Below are 19,528 nucleotides of genomic sequence, written 5' to 3'. Positions count from 1 at the left end.
CAACTACCCGCTGCGTTGGAACGAGTACACCACTCAGGCGGTCGACGGCACCGAGGGCGTGGAAGTGCCCTTCACCAAGGCCACCCTGGAAGGCCGTATCATCCTGGCCGCCAAGGCCACGGACAACGCCACGGGCGAGGGTGCGGCCGTGCAGCCCAGCGGTGCTACCCAGAACCAGTACCGCCTCACCACCACCGGCAAGGCCCTTGACGCCGAGGGCGCCGAGGACGTGACTGTGGACTTCGACTTCTCCGTGGCCCGCGAGGAGACGAGCCTCCACGCCGGCTTCGGTCTGTTCGGCAACACGGCCATTACCGGCAAGGTGTGGCAGGACGACAACTTCAACGGCATCTACGACACCGCCACCGAGCAGCCGCTGGCCGATAAGCGCCTGACGCTGACCCAGTGGTACTACGTGGCCGGCACCCTGGAAGGGGAGGGCGACGCCGCTACCTTCGTGCCCGCCGCCGGCGAGCTGGTGGCCGATGGCGCCACCGTGGTCCCGGTGACCGAGACCATCGAGGGTGCCACTCCCAATGACAAGGTCTCCGTGGTGCGCGGCGCCTGGGTGCAGGTGCCCGTGGACATCTTCCCGTCCCAGTCGGTGACCACCGACGAGAACGGCGCCTACGGCTTCGGTGAGCTGCCCAGCTTCGTGTACGTGGAGACCGAGAACGGCAAGAACAAGGTTCACGAGCCTGGCGAGAAGAAGGACAGCAACCCGCTGGAGAACGCTCACGCGGTGACCACGGACAAGCTCTACGTGGCCTCCTACCGCCTGGTGCTGGCCGAGGTGGCCCCTGCCTTCTCGCTGACCAAGGCCCATGTGGGCATCAACCGCACCGACTCTACCTTCACCACCGACGCCAACGGCAACGTGGTGGAGACGAAGACGCCGGTGGACACTTCCGATCCGTCCAAGACGGACGGTCTGGAGGACGTGGACTCCGACGCCTTCCGCGTGCCCGACGGCACCGCCGAGGGCTTCATCGAACTGCGCCAGGAGTTCTTCGACGGCTCCATCGCCGGCTGGCGTACCGACGGCTACGTGCTCACCGCCGACCATGCTCAGGAGAAGGACGGCCACCAGTACGAGCTGTCCTACAACTCCGTGGCCTACGACGTGCCCGACCCGATGGGCGTCCAGCGCGGCGGCGACGCCGGTCTGTTCGCCGTGCCCCGCGCCTCCATCGAAGGCACGCTGTGGAACGACGGCCAGTTCGGCTCGGCCGACAAGCGCACCTACAACGGCGTGCAGGACGAGGGCGAAGAGGGCCTGGAGGGCGAGACCCTGTACATCACGCAGTGGTACTACGACCCGGCCAACACCAATCCCGAGGACGGCGACAGCCACTGGTTCCAGAACAAGAGCTTCGGCTCCGACCGCTACACTTCCAACCGCGCCATCAAGGGCGACGGCGAGCTTGAGCCCATCATCTACGACGGCAGCACCATTTCCGAGGGCAACCCCACCGGTGACGTGCTGAAGTACGTCGTGGACAATGAGGACAACGTGAAGCCGGGCGTCCTCCAGGTGAAGACCGACGAGAACGGCGTGTACCGCTTCGCCAACCTGCCCACGGCCTACGTGACCGACGACGATGTGCACTACCTGGCCGCCTACCGCATCGAGCTGGAGGACGTGTACCATAGCGAGAACTTGGACAAGTCCGACAACGAGTGGCTGCTCACTCGCTACCACACCGCCAACACCACCGATCGCGAGGCCGACTCCGACGCGGCCGACGTGACCGAGCGCGGCGTGGCCGGCGGCATTGTCATCGACGGCAGCTACGAGGAGAACGGCATTCAGGGCCGTGCCAACGCCGGTCAGGTCATCCTGGCCGCCGAGCGCGCCATCGACGACGCCAACGGCGGCAACGCCGACGGCTGCGTGGCCCTCCCGGCCGGCGACGCCATGGACACCGAGGCCAGCGTGCTCTACGACTGGACCCGCGTGGTCACCGAAACCACCACCGAGACCATCGTCGATCCCGAGACGGACAAGGAGACCACCGTCACCCATACCCGCAACGTGGCCCGTGGCGGCGATGTGGGCCAGACCCAGGCTCCGGTACAGAAGATCACCGGCAAGCTGTGGTTCGACAACGACAACGACGGCCTGCAGGGCTCCGAGGGCGATGAGCCCGCCGAGGGCCTGGCCGTTACCTTGGAGCGCTACTACTACGTGATCGGCTCCGGCCAGACCGAGTGGCTGCGCGATGATGAGTGGGATCCGGACGACGGTGAGAAGACCGCCTGGGCCGACGAGAAGCAGTGGGCTGCCTACGACGCCGATCCGGTAGCCGGTCTGGGCACCGCGGACAAACACGCCGACGGCGTGGCTCGCACCGTGGTCACCTCCACGGCGGCCGACGGCATCACCGGCAACGGCACCACCGATCCGGTGGCTCCGGTCGAGGGCGGCGTGTTCACCTTCGAGAACCTGAAGACCCAGGAGTGGGTGGGCACGGGCGACAACCGCCTGCTGGTCATCTACGCCTACAAGGCTCGCGTGACCGACGAGCAGTGGTGGCTGCGTGCCTACGACACCGCCAAGCTCCAGGTGAACGGCTTCGGCTCCACCAGCTTCACGAAGGACTCCGACCTGATCTACAACACCGGCTACCTCATGGCCGATGGCGAGTTCGACGTGCTGCTGGAGCCCATCGAGGGCGATTCGCCGAAGTCCAACCGCAAGCCCGGCCTGGATTCGAACAACCCGAACAACCCGGCCGCTGACAGCCAGCGCGAGGGCAACGTGGCCGATGGTCTGCCCATCTACGACTTGGCCCGCGGCGCCGACCGCGCCTCCAACGACGGTGGCCTGCGCCTGCCGCTGTTCCAGCACATCGCTGGTCTGCTGTGGCGCGACTCCGACGGCGACTTCACCGAGACGGACAACGCGAAGACCGACTACAACGGCATTCAGGACGAGGGCGAGCCCGGCCTGGCGAATAAGCGCGTCATCGTGAAGCAGTGGTTCTACGACGCTGATGCCAAGGAATGGAAGCAGAACACCGCCTTCGGCAACGACAACTACACCCGCGCCGAGTTCGGCACCACTGGTAAGGCGGCCTCTGACACCGTCACCACCATCCCCGGCGCCACCTATGATGCCGCTGAGGGCGGCGTGTGGGTGACCACCGACGAGAACGGCCGCTACCTGGCCGACAAGCTGCCCACCCGCTTCGTGGCCGACCGCGTTACCGTGGACGGCGTGAAGCAGCTGTCCGAGGCCGTGCTGGCCGGCTACACCGTGGAAGTGCTCGGCAACGTGCACAACGCCACGCTGGCCACCGACGAGGACCGTGCCCAGGCTGTAGCGGGCCTGCCGGCCACCCTGGTGCAGCAGGGCGACAACGACCTGCTGAACTCCCAGGCCGCCAGCACCAAGGTGTCCGCCACCGTGGACGCCGCGGGCGAGGCCAACGGCAACTACCGCCTGGCCTGGAACGAGGAGACGGCCCAGTACGACTACGCCGACGGCGCTGCCACCAAGTACACCATGGACGGCAAGATTGTTCTGGCTGGCAAGGCTGTGGCCGATACGTCCGAGGACGGCCTGGTGAAGGGCAGCCAGCCCCAATACACCGTGACCACCAACGGTCTGGCCGCCGACGGCGCCACCGACGCCAGCGAGCTTGTGTTCGACTGGTCCGTGGGCCGCAACGAGGACAACCTCGACGGCGGCTTCGGCGCCTTCAGCACCGCCAAGATCACCGGCACGGTGTTCCAGGACAAGAACGTCGACGGCTTCTACAGCGACAAGGATATTTACGATAAGGACACCAAGGACAAGCCGGTGGCAGGGGAGACCCTCCAGGTGGCCCAGTGGTTCTTCGTGCCCAACGGCGACACGATGGCCGACGGCACCGACACCGCCGAGGCTCTGAAGGCCGCCAAGTACGACTACGACGACAAGACCAGCGACGACGGTATCTGGTTCAAGTCCAAGAACTTCACCTACCGCACCCACGTGAGCGAGCTGCCCAAGGTTGAGGTGACCGAGAAGAACGAGGACAACACCACGACCACCTTCGAGAAGACCGTCGACATCGATGGCCGCATTGCCGTGGACGACGCCGGCTACTTCGAGGGCGCCGTGTCCAACGCCGAGGGCACCTACCTGTTCGACGAGCTGGTCAGCTACGTCCATGTGGATACGCTGGACGGCACCGTGGCCGACATCCAGCCCTACTTCCCGAACCGCAAGCACGTGAACCTGCCGGTGGGCACCTTCGCCCTGCCCGGCACCACGCCCGACACCCCCGAAGCCGGCGACGGCACCGAGGGCGACGGCGAGAACGCGGGCGAGGATGCCGGCGAGAACGCTGGCGAAGCCACCGAGGGCGACGAGATCGTGGACGGCGAGAACGCTGACGGCGAGGGCACCGACGAGACCGAGGGTGCCGAGGGCGACGGCGAGGATGCCGGTGAGACCCCCGAGCAGCCCGAGGTGCCGGCCGAGCCCGTCATGGGCGAGGGCGTGACCGCCGATGTGGTGGACACCGCCGCCGACCCGCTGGCTGTGACCGCCGCCAAGGCCGGCTCCGACCACATCTACATGACCTCCTATCGCGTGAGCCTGGACGAGGTGGAGCCCGATTACGCGCTTACCTTCCCGCATCAGGGCATGGTGGAGAACACCGACGGTTCCCTGGGCGATGCCGAGAACCTGAAGCACCGCCTGGATATCGCCATCGACTCCGACGCCCTGCGCGTGGGCGACGACAACCTGGTGGAGCTGTTCGAGGAAGTGGCCGGCGAGACCGGTGACACCGACGTGGCCGCTCCGATCCGCGTGACCGTGGTGGGTGCCAACGGCACCGAGGAAGTGACCGTCCGCACCGACGGCTACGTCATCGTGTCCGCCGAGATCACCGACAAGGCCGACACCGTCGAGGGCGGTCAGTACCAGATGACCAACACCAAGGCCGCCGCTTCCGGCGCCGCGGTGAGCGACACCGAGGTGTTCTACAACGGCAAGCGCTACGACATCCCCCGCACCGTCGACACCCCGCTGCGTGGCGGCGATGCGGGTCTGGTGGAGCTGCTGAAGGCGAACATCTCCGGCAAGGTGTGGAACGACGCCGACTACAACGGCCTCCAGGACGAGGGCGAAGAGGGCATCGAGGACGAGGAAATCCGCCTGTCCCAGTGGATGTACGTTCCCACCACCAAGTGGGGCGACTTCAAGAAGAACCACGCCGACCTGGTGATGGCCTCCTTCGGTCTGACCGAGGGTATCGGCGATGATGCCAACGGCAACGGCAAGCTGGACAAGGACGAGATTGCCGACACTATCGAGAAGGGAGTGTGGATCCGCAACACCCAGTTCGGCAAGGAGCGCTACACCGCCTACACCACCACGACCACCGACGAGGACGGTAAGGTCACCACTACCCACGAGCCCTACATGACCGGCTCCAAGTACAACGGCAACGGCATCGTGTCCGTGAAGACCTCGGCCGGCGAGGACGTCAGCCTCACCAAGGCTGCCAAGGGCGTGTACCTGTTCGACAAGCTGCCCACGGTGTGCGTGGTGCAGAACAAGACCTACGACGAGTTCTACCTGGCCGCCTACCGTGTGGAAATCCCGGCCATGAACGAGACGCCGGCGCTCGATACCGTGACCGGCTCGGCCAACGATACCTGGCTGCTCACCCGTCATCGCGCTGTGGCCGAGGGCAAGACCGATATCGAGAACGCCAAGCTGGACTCCGACGTGAAGGACCTGACGGCCACGGGCATTGCCGGCGGCTACATCGTGTCCCAGCAGAACGACGAGCGCGATACGAACAACCAGCTGGCCGAGCGCCAGAACAACGGTCAGATCATTCTGTCCACCCTGGTGGACAAGGATCATCCGGGCAACCAGAACACCACCGAGGACGTGGAGAACTCCAACAACATGTGGGAGGGCAACGACGTCACGCAGTACGACTGGATGCTGGAGCTTCCCGACGGCACCGCCCTGCACCATGGCGGCGACATCGGCGAGGTGCGCCCGCCCTACGAGACCATCACCGGTACCGTGTGGATGGATAAGAACAACGACGGCCTGCAGGGCAACTACCCCGATCCCGAGGATCCGACCAAGGTGCTGGCCGAGCCCGGCGTTAACGGCATCAAGGTGTCCCTGGAGCGCTACTACTATGTGGCCGACGACGCCGACGCCGAGTGGACCTGGGATGCCCAGTGGGCCGACGAGTACCCGACCGACTACACCGACAACGTCCAGGCCAAGACCTCGCCCATGAAGCCGGCCGTGGCCAAGGGCTGGACGAAGGAGGCCGATGGCTCCTACAGCTACACCGAGATGGCCTATGCCAATACGGTGACGGCGAACGTGGACGGCGCCGACGGCACCTACGAGTTCAAGAACTTGAAGAGCTCCGATCGCCGCTGGGTGAAGGACGGCATGATTGTCGATGCCGAGACCGAGGGCGCGAAGCAAGCTGTGGTGGTCTATGGCTACAAGGTGCGCGTGAGCGACCCCGAGTTCCGTGCCCGCCACCTGCTGGCCGCCAACGTCCACGAGACGAGCAACCCGGCCAAGGCCGACGACTACACCATCGACTCCGACCTGAACTACAACGACGGCTATCTCATGGAGAAGAACGAGTACGCCGTGCTGCTGAACGTGGAGGATACCGAGGAGTACGTGAACGGCACGGCCGAGGATGCCCAGGGCAACGCCACCAACACCGGCGCGGCCAAGGTGTCCGTGCCCTCGCAGCCCTCCAACCTGGTGGTGGCCGGCACCTCGCTGAACCCGAACCAGAACGAGGCCGACCGCTATGGCCGCATGCCCGCGGTTTCCGTGGTGAAGGATGTTCCGGCCGCTGACGGCGTCGACGCCGTGAAGGCCCCGGCCACCCTGCGCTACGACCTGGCCAAGGGCGCCAGCCGCAAGCACAACGACGGCGGCATCATGGAGATCCCGAAGCACTTCATCGCCGGCTACGTGTGGCGCGACGCCAACTACGACGGCATCTACGACACCGCGGCCGATAGCTTCGCCGTGGACGGCACTACCTACAGCGAAGAGGGCCTGGTGGGCAAGAAGGTCATCCTGAAGCAGTGGTACTTCAAGCCCGAGGTTGACGGCAGCGGTGAGGCCACCGGCAACGGCGGCGAGTGGGTCCAGGTGGCCAACTTCACCAACATCGATCCCACCGTGGGCGGCGGCGCCGCTACGGTGGCCGAGCTGGTGGCTCTGGTGGCCGAGGCAGCCGACCAGGTGGCCGACGGCGCGGTGGAGTGCAGCACGCTCACCCGCGAGGCCAACGAGGACGAGGGCACGCTGGCGGGCTACTACTACTTCGGCAACCTGCCGGTGTACGTGGCCGTGGAGGGCACCGAGTACCTGGCCGGCTATACCGTCGAGGTGCTGGGCGGCACCGAGGCCGAGGCTCTGAACGTGCCCGTCACCAAGATCGAGGAGAAGGGCCAGGCGCTGGGCGAGGACGAGCAGGAGTCCACGGCTCAGATCATCGGCACCCAGCTGCTGGAGAACCAGGGCGGTACCGTCACCTACACCGATGGCACGACCTCGGTGGACACCTACGTCAACACGAACTACCCGCTGGGCTGGCAGAACCTGACCGGCCAGGCGCCTCTGATGTTCGACAACGACGTGGACACCCTGGTGTACAACAACACCTCCAACTCCACCCTTGACGGCATGATCGTGCTGGCCGGCAACACCACCGACTACACCCAGGACGACAACTACAAGGTAGAGCAGACCCGCGGTACCACCACCGTGTCCTTCGACATGGCCACCGGCCGCGACGAGGAGAAGCTCTCCGGCGGCTTCGGCTACTTCGGCACCACCGAGGTATCAGGCACCGTGTGGTTCGATGCCGACTTCGACGGCATCCAGGAGATTGGCTCCGACGGCGACTACGCCATCGAGAACCAGACCGTCGAGCTGACCCAGTGGTACTACCTGGCCGGCTCGCTGGACGGCGACAAGTTCGTGGCCGACGAGGTGAAGAACAACAAGAACCAGGTGCTCCGTGCGGCCCGCACCTACGAGCTGGACATCACCGACACCCACGTCATCGAGCTGGTACGCGATGACAACGATGCGGTGATCGGCGCCTGGATCAAGAACCCGGCTTTCGGCGACGAGACCACCGAGACCATCGAGGGCGAGGACGGGGCCACCACCACGGTGACCGGCCACACCGGCAAGTTCGTGGTGAAGACGGACGCCAACGGCTTCTTCGCCTTCAACGACGACAACACGAAGGGCCTGCTGTCCTACGTGCAGTTCGATGCCGAGGGCAACCCGCTGGCGGCCGGCGATCCGGCGGCCACCGACGACGTACTGGCCCTGGCCGCCTACCGTGTGACCGAGCCCACGCTGCCCGTGGGTCACGTGCTCACCGTGTACCACAACAACGATGCGGCCACCGGCGTGACCAGCACCACCGACTCCGATGCCAAGCGCGACGTGCTGCGCAGCGATATGGTGGACGGCTACCTGACGCCCATCGTCACCGGCTACCCGCAGTTCACCGCTGCCGACGAGCAGGACGACAACGAATTCGCCGAGACCACCGGCTACATCCTGACGGCCAACAGCACCACCCCGGCCGTCAACACGCCCTACACCCTGTCCATGGGTGGCGTGAACTACGACGTGGCCAACAAGGTGGCCACGCGCCAGAACGTGAACACCGGCCTGTTCAAGGTGCCCACCTCCCAGATCACCGGTCTGGTGTGGGACGACACCGAGAAGGCCGACAACACCGCCTCCGACGGCGTGCGCGACGTGGACGAGCCGGGTCTGGTGGGCCAGACGGTGCTCGCCACCCAGTGGTACTACGTGCCCGCCACGGCCGCGGCCTTCGAGCAGATCGAGACCGGCGACGACGCCGGCCTGGTGGAGTGGGTCGACGGCAACGGCGAGACCGTGAAGGGCGCCAAGCCCGCCGACGTCCAGGGCGCCTGGGTGCAGAACGTGGGCTTCGGCAGCGACTGGGTGTCCACTAAGGCTGATGTGGTGAAGAACCCGGTGCTGGGCGAGGACGGTACGGAAACCGGCGAGGTGACCGAGACTACCGTGCGCGTGCCCGTGGTAACCGACGGCGTGTCCCAGAAGGATGCTGCCGGCAAGCAGGCTGCCGTGGCCGTGAAGACCGTGGCAGGCGGCGTGCGCACCGCCAAGGACGAGAACGGCAACGACGTCACGCTGCCCCAGGGCTCCTACGTGTTCGACAACCTGCCCACGGCCGTGGTGAAGTACAACACCAAGACCGGTACCGACGAGTACTTCCTGGCCGCCTACCGCGTGGAGCTGCAGTCCGCGAACAACTATCCGGCCGATCCGTGGCACCTGACGTCCCAGAATCAGGGCGAGGCCCTGACGACGGACTCCAACGCCGTGGCCGCCCAGATTGGTGTTGCGGGCAACGCCGAGGAAGCGGGCGTGGCCGGTACCGCTCATGAGAACTACTACCATAGCTACCCGGTCATCGAGCGCTACGACGCCGACGGCAACGCCCTGCGCGCCAACAACGGCCAGGTGATCCTGTCCACGGTGTCCGACGAGTCCACCAAGGGCCTGCCGGCCAGCTTCTCGGATATCCCGGCGAACCAGGCCATGGACACCGCCGATGCCGTGAAGTACCAGTGGACGGCGCCGCTGTACACCAAGGTGGCTGGCGACGTGGGCGAGATTGCTCCGGCCTACCGCGCCATTGCAGGCTATGTGTGGAAGGACAACGACTACCACGACGGCCTCTACACCCATCACCTGTCCGCCGAGGCCACGAACCCCGGCTATCCCGATCCCGAGGAGACCGGCGACTACGCCCTGCGCAACAAGCTGAAGCTGGAGAAGCCCGAGGACGGTCGCGTGGGCACCACCATCTACCTGCGCCAGTGGTACTTCGACACCGAGAATGCCACCTGGAAGCCCGTCAAGAACTACAACACGGAGCTCTCTGACGGCGACGAGGACGCCTTCGCCTACCGCCGCACCAAGACGGTGGCCGGCGATGCGGCCAAGGACACCGTGGACGGCTACTACGAGTTCACCAACCTGCCGGTGCGCGTCATCGTGGACGGCAAGGAGTACCTGGCCGGCTACACGGTGGCCGTGAAGGGCAACCTGTCCTTCAAGCCCTCCGACCACGAGGCCCAGGCTACGCCGGATCCGACGTGGAAGGATCGCACCGACTACGACACCTGGAACTCCAAGGCTCTGTCCTATGTGAACCAGGGCGATGCCAACGCCGATCGCTACGGCCTGGGCACCTTCCCGCTGCGCCGCAAGGACGCTTACAGCTCCGACAGCGACATCCATACCCTGGACGCTATGCTGGTGCTGGCCGGCTCCACCGAGAAGGACGCTAACGGCTCCTCGGTGGCCACCACGCAGTATGCCGTGGAGGCCGCGGGCAAGAACCGCGAGGGCGACGCCGATGACACGAAGGTGTCCTTCGATCTGACCTTCGGTAAGAACGAGAGCCGTATCAACGGCGGCTTCGTCATGCCGCCGGCGGCTCCCATCGAGGGCTATATCTGGAACGACCGCGACTACGACGGTATTCGCGAGGACGGCGAGCCGGGCATCCCCAATGTGGTCGTCAAGGTGACGCAGTACTACCTGGACGACGACGGACGTTGGCAGCTGACGGGCAATGCTCCTGTGACGGTGCGCACCGCTGGCGCCAACAACGAGGACGGCCTGGCCATCGGCCAGTACAAGACCGAGGACATGCCGGCCAGCTTCCAGCCCGACGCCACCTCCACGAAGGAGTACCTGTGCGGCTACACCGTTGAAGTGATGGAGCTGCCTGCGGGCGCCACGCTGAGCCGCACCCATGCCTCCGAGAACGCCTCGGATACCGGCTACCATGACGATTCCGACCTGTTCCGCACCAGCGAGGGCACCCTGGCCATGGTCAACCGCGTCCGCGAGATCAAGGACGTGGACAACCCGGCCGACGGCATCGATGCAAACGCCACGCGCACCGTGCGCCAGGACGGCATGACCATCATCGCCCGCAAGCTGGTGGCCGGCAAGGAAGTGGCCGACGGCAGCAAGATCTTCTACAACGGCGTGACCTACGACATCACCACGGCCGTGCAGTCCCAGCAGGGCGGCGACGGTGGTCTGGTCTACGTGCCCGAGACCACCATCACGGGCACGGTGTGGGACGACTCCTACGAGGCCAAGGACGACCCGATCGAGGATCTGGCCGAGCAGCGTCGCTCCTACGACGGTATCTACCAGCCCAAGTTCGAGGCCGGCCTCAACGGCCGCACCCTGGGCCTGACCCAGTGGAAGTACGACGAGGATGCCCAGACCTGGACCCAGATGACCGACTTCGACGGCGACGTGACCTGGCAGAAGGTGACCGATCCTGATACGGGCGTTACCAGCTGGCAGGAGGTTACCGACAATAACGGCGACGGTGTGCGCACGGTGCTGTCCGGCACGGTGGGCTACGACCGCGACGGCAAGATCGTCGACACCCTGGGCAACGGCACCTACGTGTTCCGCCATATTCCCAGCGCCATTGTGGATGAGGGCGGCAAGGAAGTTGCGGATGTGTCCGTAGCGGCCACGCCGACCCTGAAGCTGGCCGATGACGTGTACTCGCTGGCTTCCTACCAGGTGGAGATCGACGGCCTGGGCGCCCGCGGCAGCGACAGCGCCAACGGCTACGACTGGATGCTCACCCGTTACCACGAGGGCACCGACTTCGCCGTCGACTCCGACGTGGAGAAGCTCGACCGTGTTGGCGCGGCTGACTTCGACGACACGGCCGCGGGCACGCGCCTGGGCCGCCCGGTGCTCGATCGCGCCGAGGTCATGACCACCACCCTGGGCGACGACGGCGCCAACGCCACGGTGTCCGGTACCCGTACGGGCGGCCGCATCGTGGTGGCCAGCGAGGGCATCCCGGCGGGCGAGGGTCAGACGAAGCTTGCTCTGACCAGCGACTACATTACCGTGCCGGCGGCCCAGCTCATCGAGCAGGCCGCGGGGAGCGCCGCCTATGACTGGCTCACGGTGGACAGCGCCATCGAGTACCAGGGCGTACCCGGTCCCTTTGACGACCAGGGCACCATTACCTACAAGCGCTACACCACCCCGGTGGCCGGCGGCAACATCGGTGCCACCCATCCCACCCCGCGTTCCATCCGCGGCGTGCTGTGGAGCGACAAGAACAACAACGGCATTGAGGAGCGCGGCGAGACGGCCCTGAACGGCTACGAGGTAACCCTCGAGCGCTACTTCTTCAACCTGAGCCAGGCCAACAAGGGCTGGCAGAAGGATGCCGACTTCAGCCTGAAGACCACCACCAAGGACGTCATGATCGACAAGGGCGCCGCCGCTTCCAGCAGTGTGCTGTCCCTGGGTTGCGGCGAGCACCTGGTGGGCAACGACCTGTGGCGCAACGGCACCTACAGCTTCGATAACCTGGAAGTGGCCAAGGCCCTGGCCAACGGCGAGTGGCTGGTCTACGGCTACAAGGTGAAGGTCACCGATACGCGCGTGACGGACAACGAGCTGTTCAAGGCGAAGTACCAGACCACCACCGACTACCAGCGCGATTCCGACCTGACCGAGGGCAACAGCCTCACGGCCGATGACGAGTACCTGGTGCTGCTGGAGACCGTGGCTGCCGATGGCACCACCCCCAACGGCCTGACCTCGCACACCTCCAATATCGTCTACGCGCCGGCCTCCAACAACGCCGACCAGACGCCGCACGAGAAAACGGGCGAGGACGGCACGGTGGAGACCAAGCCGCTGCTGACCAAGACCGTGAACGGCACCACCTACGTGGCCTACGACCTCATGATGGGCGCCAGCCGCGACCACAACGACGGCGGCCTCATCGTGCCCCCGGCCTACGCCATCAACGGCTACCTGTGGGAGGATGCCGACTACGACGGCCTGTACAACTACAATACCGAGACCCGCGTGGTCACCGAGAAGGACGGCACCAAGACCACCGAGCCTTACATCGAGTACGGCTACAACGGCAAGCAGGTCATCCTGAAGCAGTACTACCTGGTGAACGGCAAGTGGGTGCAGAACGAGTCCTTCGGTAACGACCAGAATGTCATGGCCGCCATCAAGGCCGCCGGTGTGAACGAGGCCCAGAAGGTCACCATCGCACCGGGTGCTACCACGGTGGACGGCAAGACGCCGGCCAGCCGCCTGACTTATAAGGTGCCCAACTCCACCTACCTGGGTAAGGGCCGCGTGGCCGTGCTCACGGGCAACGGCCCGCAGGCTCAGGCCACCTACGAGCCGGTGGAAGACCCGACCGTCGAGACCGAGCAGCTCTACGTGCTCGTCGAGGGCGCCTACGTGCCTGCCACCGAGGAGGATCTGGCCGACGAGAACGCCACGTTCTACAAGCTCTCCATGGAATCCCGTGTGTCCGGCTACTACATCTTCGACCACCTGCCCACGGCCTACCGTACCTGGAACGCCGCCAAGGGCACCTACGAGTACGCTCTGGCCTCCTACACCGTGGAAGTGAACGGCGAGAAGGGCGAGCAGGGCATGAGCTCGCTGCTGGTGACCAGCTTCGAGGCCGAGACCACGGCCCACGATGTGGTTAACTCCCGCGTCCAGCCCATGGTGACGGCCGAGGAGCAGGACGAGAGCACGAACACCGACGGCATGGCCGAGGTGTGGAGCGAGTACGACACCAACAACTACCCGGTGTTCATGGACGAGCAGTTCATGCAGACCGGTGCGGCCAAGCATCACGACGCCGAGTGCTCCATCAAGGGCTGCGAGACCGTCGAGGGCGAGATTTCGAAGAACAACCTGATCTACCACGTGGTGCTGGCCGGTGTGTCCGATGACAACACCTGGTCGCATCAGAAGACCACCCAGAAGTGGGAGGAAGAGCGTCAGGTCATCAAGTACGAGCCGGTGGAGAAGCCGAAGCCCGACGAGCCCGATACGGGCGACGAAGGCGAGGACGCCGGCAACGGCGAGGGCGGCGACGTCACCGAGTCGACTGGGCCCACGGAGTCCACGGAGCCCGATACGGGTGATGAGGGCGAGGACGCCGGCAACGGCGAGGGCGACGATGCCAACAAGCCCGAGACCCCGGGTGAGGACGATGACACCGAGTACAAGAAGGTTGTGGTGACCGAGAAGTTCAGCGGCGAGTTCGGCTATGACTTCGCCATCGGTCAGAATCAGCCTTCCATGAACGCCGGCTTCGTGCCGCCCGACCGCTCCAGTCTGGTGGGCCAGGCCTGGTACGACGAGGACTACGACGGCGTGAACAACGCCGGCGCCTCCGACGACCGTATCGACACCGACAACCGCGACGAGTCCGAGGAAGGCGTGGAGAACCTGCGCGTCATCCTGACCCAGTACTACTTCGTGCCGGCCTACGACAACAACGGCCACCAGCTGCTCGAGGACGAGGACGGCAACGTCTTCTGGCTCGACACGTCTAAGAAGGACGCAAATGGCGACGGCGTCGTTGACGATGAAGAAGATAAGAATCCTGGTTCGCTGCGCCTGCTGGAGAGCAAGGGCAAGAACGTCGTGGTCGACGGCGACGGCAAGGTTTACCTGGTTCGCTCCGGCCGTACCTACGATTACGACGCCCTGTACGCCAGCGGCGTGCGCGACCTGAAGGACTCTGGCTACTGGGTCGAGAACACCAACTTCAACGGCGGACGCCAGTACAAGGATGCCGATGAGGAAGTGCCCGGCACCGAGGGCGGCGACACAGGCGAGGGCGGCGATGTCATCGAGGGCGGCGCCGGCGAAGGCGGATCCACCGAGGGCGGCGACGGCACCGAGGGCGGTAACGAGTCCGAGGGTGCTGGCACCGAGGGCGGCGAGAACGCTGCCGAGGGTGCCGAGGGCGCCGAGGCGGGCCACTCTGCCGAGGCTCTTGAGGCGCTGGCCGAGGCCCAGGTGGCCACGGCGGCCAAGGTACCGACGTTCCGTGCCCTGTTCGCTTCGACTTTGAGCGCCGTTGCTTTGGCCGACGAGGCCGAGGCTGAGGGCGGGGGCTCGCTGGATGATCCTACCGAGGTGGAGATCAACGGCGACGATCCGTCCTGCACCCATGAGCACAAGATCTATACCGATAAGGGCGACGGGCATCACGACTGGGTGTGCGAGGACTGCAACGCCATGGATATCAACGAGCCCTGCGTCGACGAAGACGGCGACGGTCGCTGCGATGTCTGCAACGGCTGCCAGCATTCTGGCGAGATCACGGCTACGGACAACGGCGACGGTACGCACTCCACTACCTGCACGACCTGCAACACGGTGCTGTCCACCGAGGCCCATGTCGACGTGACTGGCGGCGAGGAGGGCCCCGATGGCAGCTGCGATGTCTGCGGTGCCTTCATCTGCCAGCACGAGACGGTGAAGTACGTGGACAACTTCGACAACACCCACACCAAGCAGTGCGCCATTTGCGGCGAGAACCTGGCCACCGAGTCCCATGTGGACGAGTTTGCCCGTGTCACCGGCGAGGACGGCAGCGAAGAGAACCGCCCGGGTTCCGACGGCGCGTGCGACCTGTGCGGCGGTCTGGTGATCGCCGACCACGAGCTGTGGACGGTGACCGATGAAGAGGGCATCTACGACTTCGACAACCTGCCGGGCTACGTGCTGGTGGGCGACAAGGTGACCAACGAGGAAATGAAGACGAGCCCGGCCGCGCCCGGCGAGAACATCAAGTACGTCTACCAGCCCTATGGCGTGGCCAACTCCAACGGCACCTCGATGTCCACCTCCGATCTGAAGGTGCTGCACAAGCGCACGGTGACGGCCGGCATGCTTGCCTCGCTGTCCGCCGAGGAGATCTACTCCCTGTCCGCCGATCAAATGGCCGCGGTCCAGGCCAGCGATGCGCTGCAGGCCGCCTATGACGAGCGCGTGCGTCAGCTGCAGGCCGCCGATCCCGACTTCACCTCGGCCAAGCCCTACCTGGTGGGCTACGCCATCAAGGTGGTCGACGACTCCGGCGAGTACGTGGCCAGCCGCTTCCATGTGGAGGGCGCCGGCGTGGGCGACAACTCCGACTTGGTGAGCTTCGAGTCCAACTTGGCCGACAACGTCAACGTCGACGACAAGAAGTTCAACGAGACCTACGCCGTGGTGGCCGAGAAGATTGCCGACGACGCTGATCTTGAGGGCGGCATCTTGGCCTCGGCCTACGCGGTGCGCTACCTGAAGACCAACTACGACCTGGCCAACCGCATGTACTACAAGCGTGCCTTCGACGCTGGCCTCACCAAGCAGCTGCCGGTGCTCATCGACGGTACCATCTGGGCCGACGACAACTCCGACGGCATCATGGCCGACGGCGAGGAGCGCATCCCCGAGGCTGTGGTCCGCCTCGAGCGCTACTGGTACGACGACTCCGGTCTGGGTTACTGGGAGGTCAAGCCCGGTGACACCGGCGCCGGCAATATCGAAATCGGCGACGTGGATCTCACCGACGAGGAGCGTGCCGAGATTGTCGGCATGGCCGATCCGTTCAAGACCGAGGACGACATGTCGGCCGAGGAGCAGGATCAGGCGGCCGCGGCCATGATCGCCTACATCACCCACCTCTATGCCGAGGTGGCTGCCATGGACGAGGGCACGGCCCGTGCCGATCTGGCCCGCAAGAACCTGGCCAAACTCAACGTGCTGTATGAGAATCACCTTGAGTTCCTGTCCAGCTACGTTGAGGGCCTGGGCATTGAGGACGGCACCGAGACTGAGCCGGGCGACGGCGAGGACTCCGACGATGGCGAGACCACCGACGAGGGTGCGACCGACAACCTCCATGGCGAGCGCGTGATCTTCAGCGCCTACAGCAATGCGCTGCGCGATCTGAAGCAGCTGCTGGGCATGGAGACGCCCGATGAGGAGAAGGGCGTGTGGCGTCGCGACTGGACCTTCACCCAGGATTCGCTCCCGGGTGCGGGCCTGTACGACCTGTCCAAGGACGGCCTGGGCCGCGAGTATCCCTACGTGCCGCTTACCCAGGATCAGGCCCTGGATGTATGCGATCCCGGCGAGGTGTACTTCGACCAGCACAACTATCCCTACGTGCCCGGCGCCGCCTTCGACGTGACCGACGAGAACGGCCACTGGCAGTTCCTGGCCCAGGGCACGGGCACCCATCAGACGAGCTCCGACTCAGCGGCCTTCAAGGTGCTCTACGGCTACCGTGTCCAGATTGTCAGCATTCCTGACGAGGAGCAGTACGAGCCGACCGAGCAGCACGTGGGCGCGGCGGACAACGACTGGGTGAACTCCGACTTCGACGAGGAGACCGGTGCCCTGCGTCCGAACATCGCCGACGCGGCGGGCCACAAGGGCGACTTCGTCCTGCCCTCCGAGCTGGAGGAGGCAGGTCAGAAGGCCGGCGATCTCATCATCCTGACCACGCTGGCCGATGAGAGCGAGTCCTCCACTACCGTGGGCGCCTACGCCACCTACGACTCGCTGGTCAACCGCGATCCCGAGGACGTGACCTGCGAGCACGTCGACGAGGATCCGGCGGACGGCCTGTGCGACAAGTGCGGCATGTGCCTGCACGAGAAGGACGAGAACGGCGTCTGCACCGAGCCTGACTGCGGCCACGGCGCTCTGGACTGCTGCAAGACCGAGGGCGGTGCCGAAGGCGGCGACGAGACTGAGGAGGGTGACGACAACACCGGCGGCGAGGGCGAGTCGGGCTCCGATGCCGACGCCGATGCCAACGTCGGCATCGCTACCATGGCCCTTGACGAGCTGGCCCTGGCCGACGAGGCACCGGCTGCTGTCGGCGCGCCGGCAGCCAAGGCTGCGGACGGCGAGCGCACCGACGACGTGGTTGATCCTTCGGACTACTCCAGCGAGTACATCGCCCAGATGTTGGCCTGGATCGGCACCGCCACGCTCGAAGACCTGGAGAACATGAGCGAGGAGCGCCACAACGCCATCTTCGGCAAGCACGTCGAGGAGGGTGGCAAGAAGCAGTACCTGGAGACCCAGCCCGACGGCACCGAGGTTCAGACCGATCGCGAGATGAACCAGCACAAGCCCGAAGAGCCCAACCTGCCGCTCTACGACAACACCGGCAGCCCGCGTCTGCTGGAGGCCTACCAGGCCCGCATGGCTTCGCTGGTGGGCGACAACCAGTGGTCCGACCTGAACTGGTGGAGCTCCCTGGCTCACGGCTACGGCCTGGTGCCCGAGCAGGACGAGGACAGCAGCAGCTTCGATCCGCTGGACAAGCTGCACATCTCCGGTATCGTCTGGCAGGACGACAACTACAACGGCATCCAGGACGATGACGAGGACGGCCGCCTGGCCGACGTGCCCGTAACCCTGAAGCGCTACTGGTACGGCACCGATGCCCAGGGCACCGGCTGGCACCTCGATGGCGACTTCGCCATGGCCACCAACTCTGACGAGGGCGGCTACTGGATCTTCGACGGTCTGGACGAGGCCGGCCTGCAGCAGGTGAACGGCCGCTACCGCAAGGTGGTCTACGGCTACCAGGTGACCGTCGAGGAGCTGCCCGCGGGCTACGGCGTCACCCACCTGGGCCGCGGCAGCGCGGAGGTGGACTCCGACCTGAACGAGGACACGAAGTTCATCGAGCCTGCCGACCCGCAGGACGGCATGATTGTTCTGGCCAACCCGGCTCCCGCCGGCGCCTCGGCCGAGAACAGCTTCACCTACGCCGCCGGCCCCAACGGCACGGTGTGGATGACCACCGAGGGCGAGAGCTCCGACTGGAACGACACGGGCCTGGTGCCCTACGCTCTGGCCGAGATTGCTGGCGTGGCCTTCAACGACCCCGAGGCCGACGGTCTGAAGGACAAGACGGCCAAGGCGGTGCCCGGCCTGAAGGTGACCTTGGAGCGCAAGACCATCGCCACCACGGCTGTGGGCTTCAGCGGCGCTTCCTATGCCTCGGTGGCCCTGGCCGCCGTCAAGGGCCTCACGGTGAAGTCCGAGAACGGCTGGAGCGAGGTGGCCACCATGACCACCGACGTCAACGGTGCCTATCGCTTCACCGAGCTGCCCATGGTGGACGAGGACGACCAGCCCTATGTCTACCGCGTCCGCGCCACCATGCCCAACGGCATGGAGTGGGTGGCCATCAACGCCGGCAACGACGACAACAACGACTCCGACTGGGGCGAGGCCTCCGGTTCGGTGCTCGGCACCGGCCGCATCGGCATCACCCCGGCCATGAGCGTGCTGGGCGACTTCAAGAAGGTGCGCACCGAGCCCAACGCCTACGGTCAGCGCTTCAACCTGCTGGAGTCCTACAACTGGACGCCCGAGGTTGGCCGCTCCGTGGATCTGGGCATGGCCGGCGACGACTGGTCGACGCTTGTGGTTACCACGCCGTGGGGCACCAACATCATCTACGTGAAGCTCCCGCAGACCGGCGATGAGCTGATGGTGTGGGCCATCGGCCTGGCCGCCCTGGCGGCCGCCGCCCTGGCTCTGGCCGCCGTGGCGCGCCGCCGCCGGGAAGAAGAGGAAGGGGAGGAGTAG

At 65.7% G+C, this 19,528-nt stretch carries 1 protein-coding gene (only partly in view); it reads left to right on the top strand.

The window, feature by feature from the left end; translation table 11 throughout:
- Positions 1-19,528: the final stretch of an SdrD B-like domain-containing protein gene (locus PZH32_RS10215; RefSeq protein ID WP_275208002.1), read on the top strand. The gene continues 54,884 nt to the left of window position 1, outside the view; only the last 19,528 of its 74,412 coding nucleotides appear in the window; its start codon lies off the left edge, out of view; the stop codon is at positions 19,526-19,528.

The sequence above is a fragment of the Adlercreutzia equolifaciens genome (assembly GCF_029076695.1).
Lineage (GTDB): Bacteria > Actinomycetota > Coriobacteriia > Coriobacteriales > Eggerthellaceae > Adlercreutzia > Adlercreutzia equolifaciens_A.
Note: the sequence above shows the minus strand (reverse complement) of the source record. Positions and strands in the feature narration are given on the sequence as shown.